Annotated in this window: 12 protein-coding genes; 5 read left to right on the top strand and 7 right to left on the bottom strand. The window is 34.6% G+C overall.

Going from position 1 to position 19,096, the window contains the following annotated elements:
- Positions 1 to 108: 108 nt before the first annotated feature.
- The 7 genes from E0Y80_RS11350 to E0Y80_RS11320 all read right to left on the bottom strand — a co-directional run bounded on the left by E0Y80_RS11350 (position 109) and on the right by E0Y80_RS11320 (position 9,342).
- Positions 109 to 2,355: a glycoside hydrolase domain-containing protein gene (locus tag E0Y80_RS11350; RefSeq protein WP_156307779.1), complete on the bottom strand. Its 2,247-nt coding sequence runs from the start codon at positions 2,353 to 2,355 to the stop codon at positions 109 to 111.
- Positions 2,356 to 2,377: 22 nt separating this feature from the next.
- Entirely contained in the window at positions 2,378 to 4,171 is a 1,794-nt protein-coding gene (locus E0Y80_RS11345) for a class I mannose-6-phosphate isomerase (protein ID WP_231596023.1), read from the bottom strand.
- Positions 4,172 to 4,326: 155 nt separating this feature from the next.
- Positions 4,327 to 5,085, bottom strand: coding sequence for an HpcH/HpaI aldolase family protein (locus tag E0Y80_RS11340; RefSeq protein WP_156307778.1), 759 nt, complete (start codon positions 5,083 to 5,085; stop codon positions 4,327 to 4,329).
- Between the two features lie 7 nt (positions 5,086 to 5,092).
- The gene (dgoD, locus tag E0Y80_RS11335) at positions 5,093 to 6,241 is read right to left on the bottom strand and encodes a galactonate dehydratase (RefSeq protein WP_156307777.1); all 1,149 of its coding nucleotides are present in this window, start codon (positions 6,239 to 6,241) and stop codon (positions 5,093 to 5,095) included.
- Between the two features lies 1 nt (position 6,242).
- Complete coding sequence (locus E0Y80_RS11330) at positions 6,243 to 7,031, bottom strand: SDR family NAD(P)-dependent oxidoreductase (protein WP_156307776.1); 789 nt, start codon at positions 7,029 to 7,031, stop codon at positions 6,243 to 6,245.
- A gap of 24 nt (positions 7,032 to 7,055) precedes the next feature.
- Positions 7,056 to 8,372 carry a sugar porter family MFS transporter gene (locus E0Y80_RS11325; RefSeq protein WP_156307775.1) on the bottom strand — a complete coding sequence of 439 codons (1,317 nt, stop codon included), beginning with the start codon at positions 8,370 to 8,372 and terminating at the stop codon, positions 7,056 to 7,058.
- Between the two features lie 82 nt (positions 8,373 to 8,454).
- On the bottom strand, positions 8,455 to 9,342 hold the full coding sequence (locus tag E0Y80_RS11320) for an AraC family transcriptional regulator (RefSeq protein ID WP_156307774.1): 888 nt from the start codon (positions 9,340 to 9,342) through the stop codon (positions 8,455 to 8,457).
- 161 nt (positions 9,343 to 9,503) lie between these two features.
- Between E0Y80_RS11320 and E0Y80_RS11315 the strand changes: the two genes are divergently transcribed.
- The 5 genes from E0Y80_RS11315 (at position 9,504) to E0Y80_RS11295 (ending at position 19,086) form a co-directional block, all read left to right on the top strand.
- Positions 9,504 to 10,454, top strand: coding sequence for an aldose epimerase family protein (locus tag E0Y80_RS11315; protein WP_156307773.1), 951 nt, complete (start codon positions 9,504 to 9,506; stop codon positions 10,452 to 10,454).
- A 30-nt stretch (positions 10,455 to 10,484) separates the two neighbouring features.
- Entirely contained in the window at positions 10,485 to 12,686 is a 2,202-nt protein-coding gene (locus E0Y80_RS11310; RefSeq protein ID WP_156307772.1) for an alpha-galactosidase, read from the top strand.
- Positions 12,687 to 12,696: 10 nt separating this feature from the next.
- Positions 12,697 to 13,554, top strand: coding sequence for an SMP-30/gluconolactonase/LRE family protein (locus tag E0Y80_RS11305; RefSeq protein WP_156307771.1), 858 nt, complete (start codon positions 12,697 to 12,699; stop codon positions 13,552 to 13,554).
- Between the two features lie 10 nt (positions 13,555 to 13,564).
- Complete coding sequence (locus tag E0Y80_RS11300) at positions 13,565 to 15,883, top strand: glycoside hydrolase family 95 protein (protein ID WP_197091564.1); 2,319 nt, start codon at positions 13,565 to 13,567, stop codon at positions 15,881 to 15,883.
- Between the two features lie 95 nt (positions 15,884 to 15,978).
- Positions 15,979 to 19,086, top strand: coding sequence for a SusC/RagA family TonB-linked outer membrane protein (locus E0Y80_RS11295; protein ID WP_156307769.1), 3,108 nt, complete (start codon positions 15,979 to 15,981; stop codon positions 19,084 to 19,086).
- Positions 19,087 to 19,096 lie beyond the last annotated feature (10 nt).

Below are 19,096 nucleotides of genomic sequence, written 5' to 3'. Positions count from 1 at the left end.
TTTTTCCTGCTTTTTACCTCATTACCAAAAAATCAAAAAACGATTGTAAAGCCTTTATTTACAACCGTTTTCCCTGTTATTAATCTTTGATGTATTTTTACTGAAACTTTATTTTAAATAAACATCTAAATCTCTATTTCCAGCAAAGCCACCTTCGAATTTCGAAGGACTAGTTGTCTGCATTTTTTTTACGGCTTCGAAAGCTTTTTCGACATTATAATCACGGATCCCCATCTGATAGGCTGATACAATCAACGGAATTTCATGTTCAGCAACCATAACAGGAATATATTCCATCCCTGCTGGACCTTTTGCAAGCCAACCATCAGCATCGTACATCGCCAATTGAGATTTCACCCATTTACTGGACCATTCCGGAGTTACTAAATTCCAAAATTGGTTAAGATTCCAGAAGGTATTCCAAAAAGCATCACAGCCCAAGGCTAAGTCGTTCGGATCCGAAAATTTGTGAATTTTCTCCTGGGAATCTCGCCATTCTCCATTTACATCGCTGAATGTATTACGGCTAAGCGATCGATACATATTGGAATAGAATTTCTCTTTCTCTAAATAATCGTCTGATTTTACCTCCAAACGGTGCAATAACTCATCCCAGGTTTGCAATTGGTTTGATCGAACTTTTTCAAAAGACCATCCAAAGGGCTCAGAAATTTCCTTTCTAAGATTCTCTTCAGCATTCTTGACACTAACATATGAGATTCCAGTACGCAATTGAACAGAATTATTCTTTTTGGTATCAAATTCAACATACATGCCCGCTCCAGTGACATCCTTTCCTTCTGCATCCTGATCCTTTTTAACTTGATCACCTTCCCAAGTCCCAAAATTCTTAATAGGTTGGTCAAATTCAATCACAAAATGTACAATATAATCCTGCTTGGCATCGGTTGACCAAACATTTTCCGAAAGCTGATCTGAATATCCAATAATTTTATTGTCGGAAACTTTCTTCAATTGGTAATTCAAAATCCTATATGGATACTCGGCATTTACTTTTAAATCAATCAATACTCTTCCAATGTCTGAGGATTTGAAAGTATACCGTTGAAAGCTCGCCCTTGTTGTTTGTGTTAAGTCGACATCAATGTTATAATCCGTTAGATGCACATGATAGGAACCAAGTGGAGCTCTTTCTGTTGTTTTATCAATCCTGGAGCGATATCCAGAATCAGGATCATACTGATCTCCAACAACTGTTTTTAAAGGTCCAGTGGTAGGAAATGTTCCCAATCCAGCCATTGTCCACTCATGGATATGACTAAATGTTCCAATGGATTCGATTGAGGGTTCATAGCCCGCTTGCCAACCCGTATTCTGGTTGTCAGGACTGATTTTCACCATGCTAAATGGCATCCATGGTCCTGGTGCGATCATCCAACGAGAATGAGCCGCACCAATCATGGTATTTACATAGGTAGATGCTGAGCCTAATGGTTTTGGTCCTCGAACAACCTCAGATTTCTTTACTAAGGTATTGTTTACGAAAATTTCAACTTCGCTTTTAGTATCCTTTTTAACGGCTTGAACTGGAACTTCAATTTTGGAGAGCCCTTTATTCAGCCTTTTTTGATATGCCCTTTTACCATCAACCAAAATCTTAATATCTTGATGGTTTTGAAGCCTTAATAACTCAACCAAAATATGTTGATTTTTGCCAGCCTCGCTTTGATATTCAAAATCTGAAGGTTTTATTTCTTTTACAATCGAAGTGTAATCAGTCTTTAATTTTGTTTTTGGAGAGCCCAATAATTTAAAGGAGTCAAACTCGACCCAACCTCCTTTTAAGCTGGTTATAGTAATCTGATTAAAACCATTTCTTAACAGTTCAGCATCAATTGGAATGATAACATTTTCCTTAGCAACCTGACCTGCTTTAGGTTCTGATAACCCTGTCCCCTTAACCAAATCATAATTAAATAATTTACCATTTATTCCAATCTGAATCAGGGGTCGAGCTTTAGATTCTGAATTCACGAAATCTAGTTCTAAGGAATATTTCCCATTTTTATCAATCTCTGAAAGTTGGTAGTACAGATTCAGAAAATGTGTTCTTATACCTGATGTTCCACCTGTTCCACCCCAACCATTAGCTGGTCCTGGAAGGATATATGGAAACTCTTGCTTCAGATTATTTTGGCCAATGATGAAATAATTATCTTCATATCCAAAATCATGGGCGAGGAAATCCTTATATCCAGAAGGGCTCAAAAAGAATTCCTCACTTGAACCATTAGGTTTGCCCAATTCCCAAATTACAGCATCCTGTGCTGATGCCAATTGTTGACATCCAAAGAGTAATGCACTTGAAAAGAGAAGATAAAGTGTACTTTTCATAATTATTAGAATTGGTTTATCCTTATTTCAAATATGAGACAATTACTCTTGCAGTTTCTTTTCCTAGATTTCTAATGCTGTAGCCTTCCGCTGCAGCAGGAATAATAAATGTCTCAGCATAATGAAAAATCTGTTTAATTCCTTGGTTATCCTTTACTTCAATTAACGAACCTTCCACAAGCATCAAAACATGAGCTTGATTATTAGTTTTGACCTGAATGATTGATTCAATATCAAAACGATGAATGTCATAATAATGGATTTCATGTGTTGGATAATGAATAATCTCAGCTCCATCCAACTTCTCAGAAACATAAGGTTTAGAAATAAACTCCTTTTGCACCCGTGACCCTTGCCTTGAGAAATCAAGATTATTAAACCCATGCTCAATATTGATAGGCCTCGGCTTACCATTTTGATCACGTTGTAACCAATCATACATCTTAAAAGTAAAAATATAGGGGGTGGCAGAAATCTCTAAAACAAAGTTATTCTTACCTGAACTATGGACAGTTTGATTAGGGATTAAAAAAAGCTTATGTTTTTCACTATCCCATTCTTGAACAAAATCCGTTATTTCAATCTCTTGTTCATTTTTAACACTTTCAACAAGTGCTTTTCTGAATTCCTGAGGTTGTACGCCTTCCTGAAATCCAAGATAGACCTTGGCATCTTCCTTACAGTCCATGATATAATAGGTTTCATCTTGCGTAAACTTCTCTCCGAATTTTTCTTGGATATAATTTAATGATGGATGGCACTGTACAGAGAGGTTTCCTCCATCAAAAGTGTCTAGAAAATCAAATCGAATCGGAAAATAATCTTCAAAACGATCATATCCTTTTCCCAATACATTCTTAGATTCAAGGAACATCAAGGTATCAAAAGTGATTTCCAGCAGGAAACCGTTACTTTCTAATACAATTCCGTTTTCAGGCGCTATAATCTCAAATGACCACGCGTAATTTATTTCATCCTGTGCCAATTCTTGGAAATGTTCTTTCATTAGCTGTCCTCCCCAAACTCCTGGGTCAAACCATGGTCTTGGACGAAAAGTGGATTTACTCAATCTAGCTAGGGCAATACGTAAATCATCCCCCGAAATCCAATTTATTGTATTTGTCCATTGTGAATCTGCAAATAAATCTATATCAGGTAATAATTCCTTTTTACGCTTATTTAGAACAATCCAATCAACGAAATATAATCGTTTATAGGTTGTCATTACATTTAACGATTGACTGGAACCAAGATTAAAGACTGATCCTCCTCTTACCCTAAATAAAAGTTCATTTTTCGGAATATCAATATATATTGTAGACTTAATCCCCTTAACATATCCTGCCCCTACCCCCCAAACAATATTTATCTCTGAGTTTTCATCAGCTAAAACAGTTTCAAGATCTTCAATTCGATAAAAATCTCTAAGCGATAAATCACAAACTTTCCCCCAAACAGAATCATCGGAACCCATAAATGGCGATACCATTGAATTAATTTCAACTTCCGATTTTAAAAATTGATCCGTGTCTATCCAATTTACTTGAATTGAACGTTTCTCGAACTCTTCAACTAATTCAGCTTTTATGCCATCCCAATTTACGCCCAGATAGCCATCTACATTGACTGTTTTATTTGCTACTATCCATTCTACGAGTGAAGAATATCCCCCATGAATCAATCCTGATTCTATTTGGAAGAATGGGTAAATACTATATCCATCTCTTTGGGTTACACTAATTTTCGAAGGCATTTCCGGTTGCTTCGTTCCCCTTTTTATTGAAGTGCTTCCCATAGCATTTGAAATTTCGAACATATCTTTCTGTTGAACCTTTTAAATATTGATTGACTGGTTTACAACACAATAATAACTTATTGTATCTACATATCAAAGAGTAAATTTCAATATGTTTATACATATGTATTTTCACTATACTATTATGCCATTATAAAATGGGTTTTTAATAATGCTTATTCTTGAGAAATTTGAGCTATTATATATTTGGAAGCATCCTGAATAATACCAACATCTACAGAGAATGAGATATAATCAATGCCCAAGGATTTCCATCTTTTCGCATCGGGTAAATTATCTGTAAATATTCCAGTTTTCTTTCCCTTTGCTTTGCATTTGGAAACTATATATTCAATCTTTTCGATTACAGAAGGGTGATTGATTTGTCCAGGAACTCCCATAGCCTGAGAGAGATCATATGGACCTAAGAAGATAATATTAACATGGTCAACATCAATAATTTCCTCCAAATTATTAATTGCTTCAACCCCTTCTAATTGAAGGATTAGGAAACTTTGATTAGCATCAGCAAAATATTCAAAGCGGTCTTTGTTAGAGAATTCGGCAGCACGTACAAATCGACACACTCCCCTCATACCTATAGGTCCAAACTTAGCATATTCAACAGCAAGTCTTGCCTCCTCAGCATTGGTAATCTGAGGAACTTGAACGCCGAGAGCTCCAATATCCAATGCCTTACCGATATGTGTTGCTCCATTTTCAGCCACTCTAATAATAGGGAAAGCACCAGCAATCTGAGCCGCTCTCACTAAGTTTTGAGCATTTAATATGCTATTAGGACCATGTTCAAGGTCTATAATAATAAAATCAAATCCCGCAAATCCCATCGCTTCAATCATAGAAGGATCAGAGGTTTTTGAAAATGGACCAATTACACTTTGGCCGGCATTTAATTTTTCAATAAATCTTATCATATTTCATTTACCATTCTGCAATTGAACCATCATTGTGTCTCCATATTGGGTTATGCCAATTATGACCAATTTTGCTCATTTCGATAACATATTCTTCATTTACGTCAATGCCTAAACCTGGCCCTTCAGGAATACTCACCAACCCATTTGAATAATTAAAAATTTCAGGATTTTTGATATAGTCTAACAGATCATTTGATTTATTATAATGAATCCCTAAACTTTGTTCCTGCAACACGCAATTATAAGAAATGGCATCAACCTGTAAACATGCAGCCAATGCGATTGGTCCTAGTGGGCAATGTGGCGCAACTGTAATATCGTAGGCTTCTGCCATTGCTGCAATTTTTTTGCATTCTGTAATTCCCCCAGCATGAGATAAGTCTGGTTGTATAATATCTGCAGCTCTACTCTCAAAAACCTTTTTAAAATCCCATCTGGAATATAAACGTTCTCCTAATGCAATAGGAATAGAAGAATTCCTCCCCAACTCAGCAATACCCTCCATATTTTCCGACAATAAAGGTTCCTCAACAAATAACGGGTTATATTCTTCGAGTTTTTTGAGTAGAATTTTAGCCATTGGCTTGTGAACACGACCATGAAAATCAATTCCTATGCGTAAAGAAGAACCAAAATTAGATTTCAATAAATCCATCCGTTCTAGCAGATTGTCTACTTCTTTAAATGAGTCAAGATACTTTAATCTGCCTGTTCCGTTAATTTTAATCGTATGAAAGCCTTTCTCAACTACTTTATTGACCTCCTCGATCAATATTTTTGGTTCATCTCCGCCTACCCAAGAATAGACATCAATACTGTCGCGACATTTACCGCCTAGAAGGGAATGGATAGGTTGATTTAAACTTTTGCCTTTAATATCCCATAATGCTTGGTCTATTCCCGAAATTGCACTCATCAATATCGGTCCTCCACGATAAAACCCAGAACGATACATCATATTCCAATGGTCTTCTATTCTTGCAGAATCTTTTCCGATCAAATTTTCCATGAGTTCAGTAACAGCCGCTGAAACTGTATCTGCCCTACCCTCTATTACAGGTTCTCCCCATCCAAAAATACCTTCATCGGTTTCTATTTTTAAGAACAACCATCTTGGTGGAACTTTGTAGAGTTTAAAATTGACAATTTTCATATTAGAATTTATCTGAATGATACAATCTAGCTGTTAGCCCCGCATCAATCAAATGATCTGATGCTGTAATATTTCTTGCTTGATCGCTGGCCAAGAAACAAACGAGATTAGCAATGTCCTCGGGGGTACTAATCGTCCCAGTAGCATGTAATGCATAAACATCTTTCTCCACCTGAGCCGGATCCTCCTTAGCCATAAGCCATTTTTGATAATGGTGGGTATCAGTAAAACCCGGAGAAACAGTATTCACCCGAATACCGTACCTTCCTAAACTGTGTGCCATACTCCTACTCATTGAAATGACTGCGCCTTTTGCTGCGGCATACATTTCTGTATCTGGTAATGTACGATAGGCATGATTTGAGGAGATGCTAATTATTGACCCTGAATTTTCATTCGCGATCATTTTCTTGGCAACATATTTTGAACAGAAAAAAACACCTTTTAAATCCGTATCTATTACAAGATCCCAATCTTCAGAACTCACATCAACCATGGGTTTAAAAATCGTAACACCCGCGTTATTAATTAACACATCTATTCTTTTAAAAGTATTGAAGGTTTCATCGACCATGTTTGATATACTCTCTTCACTACGTACATCGGTTTGAATATATTTGGCTTTAAGCCCTTTATCTATAAATTCCTTTTCAACTTGTAATCCTTCAGAATCTAGGTAAGTGGCTAGAACAACCTGAGCACCTCGTCTTGCAAATTGTTCTGAGATTCCTTTTCCTATACCGTTTCCCGCACCTGTTACAATTACGATTTTATCTTTAAAATCTTCCATAGTATTAAACAAATCATTTTTTGGTTAAAGTTTATTATGTTTTGTTTCCTTCACCACAACGAACAGGAAAACAAAAAATATAGCACAAAGAATAGAAAACGTTAAAAAGGTTTGAAAAGTACTCAGTTCTTCAAGCATGACTGGAAATATATATGTAATTCCAAAACAAGCAATCCAAAGCATTGCTGAGGCAATCGCCATTCCTTTTTCTCGAATCTGGAATGGAAATATCTCAGAAATAATGACCCAGGTAACTGGTGCTAAGGTTGCAGCATATGTTCCAATAAAAAGCAATACGAGCAAACTTAACAGTCCTTGAGGGATTAAAGCCCCTTCGAAAGAAAATCCAATTAAAAAGAGAAGGATTGACATCACAGCTGCTCCGATGAGCATTAATTTCTTTCTTCCAACTTGATCAACAAGTCGGATAGCTACAAGCGTAAAAATCAAATTAACCGAACCAATCAATATTTGAATGAATAATTGGCTCTCGACATTCATTCCAACCTTTTCAAAAATTATTGGAGCATAAAAAAGTACAGCGTTTGCTCCAGAAATTTGTTGGAATACGGCTATTACAATTGCAATGATAATGAGTATAAAATAATTTTGATTTGAAAAAATAGATGCCCATGTCACTTTGGAATTATTCTCAAGTTCTTTTTTCCGTGAAATAATATCTTGTTGTTCTAATATTGCATCTTCCGGACCAAGGATCTTAATCAATGATTGCAATCCATTTTCTAATTCACCTTTATAAATCAACCATTTAGGACTTTCCGGCAATAACCATCCAAAAATTATAAACAATCCTGCAGGTAAACATCCACTCATGAACATCAGACGCCAATTACTCTCTAAATGAGCTAAAAAATAATTGGTCATGTAAGCTAAAAGAATTCCGATAACAATTGCTAATTGATTGATGGAAACCATTTTTCCTCGAATTTGAAGAGGACTAATTTCTGCTATATATAAAGGTGATAATATAGATGCTCCTCCAACACTAAAACCAGCTACTATTCTCCAAAACACAAGTTGATTTGATGTATTTGCGAGTCCCATTAATATTGAGGAAATAATGAAAATTATGGAAACTAGAAGGAGAGATTTTTTTCTTCCTAATAATTCCGTAATCTTTCCAAACAAAATTGCGCCAATCATACATCCGACGTATAAACTGCTTGCAATCCAACCTAATTCAGAAGGATTTAGATTAAACAATGGTGTAATAAATGGGATTGTACCTGAAAATATTGCGATATCAAATCCAAATAGCAATCCTCCCAATGATGCTATTAGGCTGTAAAGAAATACTTTTCTATGTTTGTTGCTTATCATAAATTTGGTTTTACATAAGCTAAGATACCTGCAATTCTTATTTTAGGAATGTACTATAAAAGGGTAATAATGGATTTTTTTCTTATGACTCACTGAGGCTTGAACGATAAAGGCTAGGTGATATTCCCATATGATCTTTAAATAAACGTGAGAAATAATATTGATCCTCTACTCCCAATTCGAATGAAATATCTGAAATGCGCCTATCAGTAAATTGCAGTAAATAACAAGCTCTTTGAATCTTTAAATGATTTAAGTATTCGATTGGGGTATATCCAGTTCTATTTTTAAAAAGTTTGCTAAAATGAGATATAGAAAGATTTACATAATTTGCAATATCCGCCAATACAATCTTATTGTGAAGTTGACTTTTTAGATAATTGATGGATTTTTCAATGACATCTTCGTCATTTTTTTCTTTTCCTTCAAACAAATTGGGATAAAGATACCCACTAAAGAAATGAGAAAGATTTAGAGATATATAATCCAAAATCTCCCGACTATATCCCTTAAGCAAGAGTTTACAGAACCTGTTAAAGTTTTCACTTAAGACTCCATTAAAAGAAACCACATTTTGACTGCTCAAAACCCTCTTCATTAATTCATCGACAATCAAATTACTTTGAGAACCAGAAAAATGCATCCAATAAATAGTCCAGGGATTCAGTGCATCAGCATGATAAAGGTGGGAAGTGTTTGCTGGTATAACAACATACTGATTTGCCTCCAAATTTATTACTTCCTCATCAATCAATAAGACACCTTTTCCAGCTACACAATGGATTAAAATATGTTCCGCACAACCTGATGGGCGTTTGCAAAAATGATTTTTAGCTTTTGGATAATATCCTATATCCGTAAGGTAGAATAAATCAAAAAACTTAGAATGTGAATTATCCTTAATAATAATTGGAGGAACTACAATTCTAATTTCTCCTTCAAATCCTTCAAGTTTTGTTTTAGTGTCCATTGGCAACTGCTATTATAAGAAAATAATCCATCTAAATGGAGAATAACTCTATCATAATTAGTTTTTATTGTCGGTAAATTTGAAAAAAACAGGTAAACTCCTCATCTTAAGTCTATCTAAATTATAAACAAAAATTTCAAAAAAACTATATTTTTTTATGAATGAAAAGCTTTCTATTAAAAAATAAGTCAAATACGCAAGTAAAGGTATTAGATTATGGATGCCGAATCATCAGTATTTTGGTCCCATCATCAACGGGAGAGCTTATTGAGTCAGTTCTGCACTATCCAGAATTGAATGATTATTTGAATGATAAAAATTATTTAGGTTGTACGATTGGAAGGTATGCCAATCGAATTTCAGAGGCTTCATTTCAGATCAAACAAGAAAAGGTACAGCTTAGCAAAAATGAAAATGGAATTAATCATTTGCATGGTGGCTTTGAAGGATTAGATAAGAAAATGTGGATCTTGGAAAACCAAACGGATACAAGGATTGAATTTTCTTATTTAAGTAAGGATGGAGAAGAGGGTTACCCTGGAAACATTAATATTCATGTAATTTATGAATTAGACGACTACAAAACTTTAAAAATAACCTATCTTGCAAATACGGACCGTGAAACAATCTTAAACTTAACCAATCACAGTTATTTCAATTTATCGGACAATAGAAAGAGCATAGATAGTCATTTTATTCAAATATTGACAGATCGATACAGTCCAATGGATGAAAACCATATTCCGATTATGCCATTTGATAAACTTGTTCATAGAGAAGTTTATGATTTGAGTAAAGGGGCTAAGGTTGCAGAAAAAAAAGAGCAGATTATTAATGCAAATTATATATTTCAACCTGATCATAAATTTAAGGAACAGGCAATATTGACAGATTTAAACACAGGAAGAAAATTAAAAATTAGTTCAGACTATCCGAGTTTACAAGTATATTTTGGAAAATTTTTAGAGGGAGGCTTAATACCCTGTTCAGGAATCTGCTGTGAGCCTCATTATGCTCCAAACAGTCCGAACATTGATATTTTCCCTTCAGTAGTACTGAAGCCTGGAGATCAATATATTCATAATATTACTTATGAATTTGAGAATTACTAATTCATTTTATTCAACCAATTTAAGAACTACATGAGAAAATTAACTTTAAGCTTCATTCTAATTATCATTGGCGCTTCTTCATTTTGTCAACAGAAACAATTGGAACTTCAAACAATGCAAGAGATTATCCTTGAAATGAAGAATACGGCATTGGTTCTGAGTATTGAAGAAAATAAAGATGTGAATATGATTTATTTTGGGAATAAATTAAGTAATCCATCTGAATATAAGGCAATGAGCAAACAATATAATCAAGGCCATGATTATACGAATATGTATCAATCAGCCTTCACAGCATCAGGAACACGAAACCTTTTAGAACCTGCAATAAGTGTTATTCATTCAGACGGCAATCAATCCCTTGATTTGAAGTATCAAGCTCACGAAACAAAACAGATAAATGCCAATCAAAAGGAGACAATTGTTAAGTTAAAAGACCAAATTTATCCTTTTGAAGTAGAATTACATTATTTAATAAGCATAGAGGAAAATTTGATTGAACAATGGTCAGTTATACGTCATAAGGAAAAAAACGTTGTCAAATTGAGTAAATTTGCCTCCGCTAATTTAAGCTTAAAAAGCCCTCAGTTTTATTTAAGAAGTTTTCATGGTGACTGGTTTCAAGAAATGCAACCTTCAAATGAAAAACTTACCCATGGAATAAAGGTATTGGACAGCAAATTAGGTACAAGGACCAATTTATTTCAGTCATCATATTTTGCTCTAGGATTGAATAACGAAATTGAAGAAAACAAGGGAACGGTACTTTTGGGGGGATTAGACTATAGTGGAAACTTCAAGGTTGAATTTGAAAAAGATCCTCAGCAAAACCTTAGAATAATTGCAGGAATAAACAATTATGCTTCGGAATACTTTTTAAAACCAAATGAAGATTTTATAACACCAAAATTCTCATTTACTATATCCTTCCATGGATTAGGAGATGCAAGCCGCAATTATCACAATTGGGCTAGGAAATACAGAATAGTTAATGGTATGGGGGAAAGATATACCCTATTAAATAATTGGGAAAGTACCTATTTCAATTTTGATGAAAAGAAGATTCATCAATTATTGGAAAACACTAAAGAATTAGGAGTTGATCTCTTTTTGTTAGATGATGGATGGTTTGGGAATAAATATCCTCGAAATGCTGACACTTCTGCACTTGGAGACTGGGAAGAGAACAAATTGAAATTACCAAACGGCATCATTTCCATTGTTAAAGATGCTAAGGATGTAGGTGTAAAATTTGGAATTTGGGTTGAGCCAGAGATGGTGAGTCCCAAGAGTGAACTCTATGAAAAACATCCAAAATGGGTTGTAAAACAACCAAATCGAGATGAATATTATTTTAGGAATCAATTAATTTTAGATTTAACAAATCCTGATGTTCAAGAATATGTATATTCAATTTTGGACAATTTACTTTCCAAAAACCCAGGATTAGCCTATATCAAATGGGATTGTAATGCTGTAATCTACAATGCTCATTCACAAACTTTGAACCATCAAGGCAACTTTTATGTAGAATATACAAAAGGACTCTATAAGGTGTTAGATCGATTCAGGGCAAAATATCCTGATTTACCAATGATGTTGTGCTCTGGAGGCGGAGGACGTATAGACTATGGCGCCTTGCCTTATTTTACGGAATATTGGCCAAGTGATAATACGGATCCTTTGGACAGAATATTTATGCAATATGAAAACTCCCTGTTTTTTCCTGCCATAGGATCAGCAAATCATGTAACAACCGTTGGAAAACAAGATTTAAAATTTAAAATTGATGTTGCTGCAATGGGTAAAATGGGTTTTGATTTAAATCTTGAAGAATTAAATCAAAAAGAAGTTAATTATGCAAAGTCTGCTGTCCAAGAATATAATTTGATAAAGGATATTGTATGGCATGGTGATCAATATCGACTCGCTAATCCAAGGGAACTTAATCATGCCTGTATAGCTTATATCTCAAAAGATAAATCACAGGCAGTCATGTTTAACTATTTAACAGAATATAGTCAAGTATCAAATACTCCTAACCCAATTAAATGGTTTGGCCTAGATCCAAACAAAAATTACCAAGTTGGTGAAATTTTTATTAAAGAATTAAGAAATCCAATCTATGAGAATCTAATTCTTTCCGGAGATTTCTTGATGAAAATAGGTTTGAATCCAATGCTGTATAATGGAAGAAGAAGTGTGGTACTTCAATTAAAAGCAATTAACTAAATTATTATTCATGGAACTGAAAATATTGTATGATAAATCCCTTAATCTAGGAGAAGGACCGATCTGGGATCCAAGGGTTAGTATTTTATATTTTGTTGATATATTGAGCAAATCATTGTTCTGTCATCAATATGAAAATAATAAAATTGATGTTTTTTATTTTGATGAATTTATAAGTTGCGTTGCTTTGACAGGAACTATAAATAATCTTCTAATAGCTTTAGAAAGTGGAATATATAGATTTGATGTTAGCACTGGAAAGAAAACTTTCATTATTCAACCTGAGAAATCTGAAAATTTCAGGTTCAACGATGGTGCGGTAACACCTTGGGGTACTTGGCTATTAGGAAGTATGAACAATCTAAATAATGGTGACAATGCTCCCCTATTGCCTGATGCGTGTTTATATGAAATTTCAGAATATGGAGCTTATCCAATTTTAGAATCAGTAACAATTCCAAATGGGATTGTATTCGAAGATAATTCTGTTTATTTTATTGATTCCAAGGTAAACTCTGTTAGGAAATTTCAATATAAGGACAATTCGTTTATCGATGAAAAGATTATTTTTCAGTTTGATGGACCTGGATCACTTGATGGAATGTGTATATCTAAAAGCAGAAAATTATACATTGCAAATTGGGGTGGAAGTCAGATCCTAGTCTTTGATTTGAATATTGGCAAAATCATTGAAAGTATATCTGTTCCTGCTATCAACCCTACTTCATGTACTTTTGGCGGCCCGCAGATGAATGAATTATTTATTACGACTTCGAATCGTGATGAAAAAAATCCCAATAAAATAGCTGGAGTTTACCATATTCAACTTCCAGATATTGGCTATGAAGAACCTATGTTAAATTGGTAAAATGCAAATCATGAAGTTTACACTACCTTATTTTATTATTCTGTTTATTTTTTCTCCGATTGCTTCTATTGCAAAGGATCCTAACTTGATATTGTGGTATCAATCTGCTGCAAAACAATGGGAGGAGCATATTCCTTTGGGAAATGGAAAAATTGGTATGATGCCTTCCTCTGGAGTAGATTTGGATGAAATAACATTGAATGACATTACCTTATGGTCAGGATCAGTTCAAGATGCCAATAATTATGAGGCCAACAAATACCTTGGAGAGATCCGAAAATTAATATTGGAGGGAAAAAATGAAATTGCTCAAGAGCTAATCAATCAACATTTTATTTGTAAGGGCCCAGGTTCTGGCGGGCCTCAATGGGGTTGTTATCAGACCATGGGCAATTTGTTAATCAAGCAGTTTTATGGTCCAAATCAGAAAATAAGCGAATATAGAAGAGAATTAGATTTAAACAATGCTATTTCTAAAGTTCAATTTACAAAAGGAAATATAACCTATAAAAGAGAATATTTCACCTCATTTCATCATGATGCTGGATTTATTAAGCTGAGTGCCAGTAAAAAAAAGAGTATTTCTTTGGAACTGACCTTAACTAGAGAAGAAAAAGCACATATCAGTTTGGAAAACAATGTCCTCATTATGGAAGGCCAATTAGAAAACGGAATAGATGGGAAAGGAATGAAGTTTATCAGTAGGTTGGCCGTTAATACAAAGGATGGAAAGATTGAATATACAGAAAACAGTATCAAGATTTTAAATGCAAGCGAGGTTAACATATACCTTACAACAGGCACTAATTTTAAGGATGCTGATTACTTAAAGACAAGTAAAGAAGAGTTAAATAATGCAATTCAATCTAATTGGAATAAAGAAATAGCGAATCATATCAAAAATTATAGATCATTATTTGGTAGATTGGATTTACAAATTGGAAACCAGCAAAATCATAAAGTACCAACAGATATTAGGTTGGAAAAGTTTCAGCAGGATCCTGGATTAGACCCTGGTATGGCAAGCTTATTTTTTCAATTTGGCCGATATTTAAGTATTTCAAGCACTAGAATCGGACTATTACCGCCAAATCTTCAAGGACTCTGGGCTAATCAAATTCAGACAGCTTGGAATGGAGATTACCACTTGGATGTAAATGTGCAGATGAACCATTGGCATTTAGGGGCAGCTAATTTAAGTGAACTTGAACTTCCTTTAGTGGAACTTGTTGAAGGACTTCAGATTCCTGGATCAAAAACAGCAAAAGCTTATTATAATGCACCAGGTTGGGTAGCCCATGTCATTACCAATATTTGGGGCTTTACAGAACCTGGAGAAGCAGCGTCTTGGGGAATTGCAAATGCTGGATCAGGTTGGCTATGCAATAACTTATGGTCCCATTTTGAGTATACGCAAGATATTGAATACCTTAAAAGAATCTATCCAATATTGAAAGGAGCTGCTCAATTCTACAATTCATCATTATTTATGCACCCAAAAAAGAAATGGTTGCTAACTAGTCCATCCGTATCTCCAGAAAATGCATTTTACCTTCCAAATGGAACACATGCTAATGTTAGTATGGGGCCAACTATGGATAATCAAATTATTAGAGAATTATTTGTGAATGTAATCTTTGCAAATAAAATATTAGATTTAGAAGATTCATTTGCAGATACCTTATCCAACAAAATCAAGAACTTACCTCCTATTGCTCAGATTGGATCTGATGGAAGAGTTTTAGAATGGTTAGAGGAATATAAAGAAGTTGACCCTCAACATAGGCATATTTCTCATTTATATGGCCTATATCCTGCGAATCTAATTAGCGTTATGGGAACTCCAGAAATAGCTGAAGCATCTAAAAAGACTTTAAATGTTCGTGGAGATGATGGGCCAAGCTGGGCAATTGCTTACAAAATGATATTTTGGGCTAAATTACATGATTCAGAGCGAGCCTATAAATTATTCAAGCAATTGTTAACTCCACGCAAAGATACTCATATCAATTATGGTGCTGGTGGTGGTACCTATCCCAACATGTTTACTGCTGGCCCTCCATTCCAGATTGATGGAAATTTTGGCGGTGCAGCAGCAATTGCCGAAATGTTAGTGCAGAATAATCCAGACAACATTGAACTTCTTCCAGCTATCCCGCAGGATTGGAAAATATATGGAAAGGTCAAAGGATTAAAAGCAAAAGGAAATATCTCAATTGATATGGAATGGAAAAACGGGAAAATAATAAGCTACAAATTATACTGTCCTTCAAAAAAGTATATGAAGGTGATGGTAAATGGATCCCTAGAACAAGTAAAAATTAAATAATCCATCTATAACCCAATATCCTCTATTTATAAAAACTGTAAGCATAGTAGATTGCTTACAGTTTTTTTTATAACCAATAGTAAACCATTCACGGAATGAAAAAGCAGAATCTATTTAATTTTAGAGTAGCAATTTATGTTTTAGTCTCCCATATTTTTTTATTGGGATTTTACTTGAAAACACAGGCTCAACAGAACAACAATGCTACAATCACAGGGATTGTCTATGATGAGGACAGGATCCCTGTAGAAAATGTAACTGTTAAAGTGCTTAATGGAAACCAAGCAACCAAAACAGATTCAGAGGGGAAATTCAATTTACAGGCTGGTACTCATGAGACTTTAATTTTCAGCAAATTGGGATTTACAACAGTTCGCCGCCCCTTGAACGGTAACAGTAGTGTAGATATTACAATAAAGGTTGACGATTCAGAGATTGAAGAAATTGTCGTTGTAGGAGCGGCATTGAAAAAAGGAGATTTGACTGGTGCCGTAGTTTCCCTGGATGAATCTAAGTTAAAGGATAGGCCAGTAACAAATATCAATGATGCCCTTCAGGGTAAAGCTGCTGGTGTGTTTATCCAGACGAATCCTCAACCAGGCGGAGATGCCTCCATTAAAATCCGAGGTAATAACTCAATGCAATTTGGAGGTTCTCCAATTTATGTCGTTGACGGAGTAGTTATGGAGTCTGATTTCAATATGGTTAATCTTAATGATATTACCTCTATTACCGTTTTAAAAGATGCTTCTTCAACTGCTCTTTACGGTTCTAGAGGTGCACAAGGTGTTGTCGTAATTACAACAAAGAAAGGACAGAGTGGTGAAGGCCAAATCAATTATGACGGCTGGGTTGGTTTCCAGCAATTTGCAAATACAGACCTAACCCTTAGGGCTAAGGATATGTATGAATTAAGGATCGATGCCTTGGAAAACTCTGAAACAGTAGGGAAAAAGTTTTTCGATGCTAATCCTGGAGCTTCAAGAGAGGATTTTATTAATCAAGAACTTTTTGGTCCTGGGAAATTATGGTTTGCTCCGTATGAAAATGAAACTTATAAAAATGGAAACAGTTATAATTGGCTAGATGCAGTTACTAGAAAGGCTCTTGAACACAACCACTCATTATCATTTTCTGGTGGTGATGAGAAAACAAATTATTATTTGAGCTTTGCCATTAATGACAAACAAGGTTTGATTAAAACCTCCAATTATAAACGTTATTCAGGAAGAATAAATGCTGAAAGACAGGTAAAATCCTGGTTAAAAGTTGGGACTAATTCATCATATACATCTACAAAGGACGATTATGTTGATGGAAAAGTCTTTTCAGTAGCACAAGGTGCAAATCCATTATTACCAATTAGTGCAGATTCTTTGTATTTAGCTTGGGGCAATAATTGGGATGTGAATCTTGAAAACCCATTGAATAGTATGCGTATTAATAAGGATAGGTTTAGAAATAAGCTCCTTTCAGCTAATTATATCAATATCAATCCTATTGAAGGATTAAATTTCAGATCAACATTTTCTGTAGACCTAGTTCAAGGTAAATATTACGAATATATCCCAAGTGACATTCAGCAAGCAAAACGTGATTCATATAAAGGCAAAGCAAGTCATAATTTTGACACTTATAATAATATTCAATGGGACAATTCCTTGACGTATAATAAATCAATAGGATTGCATAATTTCGACGGATTGGCAGCGATTAATTATTCAAGATATTCCAATAATTACACAAATGTTACTGCGAGGGATTTTCCAATAGATGATTTTGGGTATTATAATTTGGGCGCTGCCTACGATAAGTTAAATTTTGCATTGGGTTCAGATTTTGCAAATTCTCAAATCCTTTCCTATTTAGCTAGAGCAAACTACAATTATAACAGTAAATATTTTGCAACTATTACTGCAAGGGCAGATGGATCGTCAAAGTTTGCAACTGGAAATAGATGGGGGATTTTTCCTTCCATCGCCTTAGCCTGGGATGCCTCAAAAGAAGATTTTCTAAAAGATGTGCAAAATATTGATCTCCTGAAATTTAGGGTCGGTTATGGACAAGTGGGTAATCAGAGAATACCTAATTATGCTTTTTATAGTTTGTATTCACCAGCTTATACGTCGGGAAATGTAGTTTTCAATTCTACTGGTACTAGAGGAACTCCAGACCTAACCTGGGAAAAACAAAAACAGTTAAATATTGGGGTAGACTTTGCTGCATTCAACAATAGGTTAAGTATTACTGCTGAATACTTCGATATTGTTAACTCGAATTTATTGATGCGCCGAACTCTTTCAACATTAACAGGTTATAGAAATGCGATTGTAAATATTGGAGAAATGTCTAATCGCGGAGTTGAATTAACTGTCAATGCAAAACTAATAGAAAACAATGATTTCAATTGGAATTTAGGCGCAAACTTTTCGATGGACAAAAATAAGATCACAAAACTATTCGGGGATGTTGATGCCGTTTATAACTTTGGAGGATTTACGGGAACTGATATTCAAAGAGAAGGCAACTATTTTATTGGAGAATCCTTAAACACAATTTACATGTGGGAATATGACCGTATTATTCAACAATCTGACATGGATTATGTGAATAATTTAGTTTTGCCAGGTAAGAAACTTCAACCAGGTGATATCCTCCCAAAAGATCAACAAAAAGAAGGTGAAGATGGATTTGGAGTCATTGATGAGAATGACCGTATCATCATTGGTAAAAAAGATCCAAAATTCTACGGTGGATTTAATACGAACCTAAATTATAAAAATGTGTCATTAAGTGCGGTATTCATATACAGTTATGGTGGAAAAGCGTTAAGCGGATTTTATGAAGGACTAATGTCGGGTACAGGCTATGGTCCAGCGCATAAAGATATGTTAAACCGATGGACAATAGAAAACCCAAGTACAGATTTCCCAAGAGCAACTTATGATAATGCTCAGCGATTCTCTTCTGGAGAAACTTCATGGGGGGTTCAAAACTCATCATTTCTAAGGTTGGCAACTTTATCATTAGGTTATCAATTACCTCAAAATACAATTGAAACTTTAGGATTGAAAAGTTTAAGATTTAATATTTCAGGAAATAACCTATTTAACATTACAAAATATAAGGGATATGATCCTGAGAATGGGGATTGGTATCCTACAGCTAGGACATTTGTCTTTGGATTAAACATAGGACTATAAACCATTTAAT

The sequence above is a fragment of the Sphingobacterium endophyticum genome (assembly GCF_009733535.1).
GTDB classification, from domain to species: domain Bacteria; phylum Bacteroidota; class Bacteroidia; order Sphingobacteriales; family Sphingobacteriaceae; genus Sphingobacterium; species Sphingobacterium endophyticum.
Note: the sequence above shows the minus strand (reverse complement) of the source record. Positions and strands in the feature narration are given on the sequence as shown.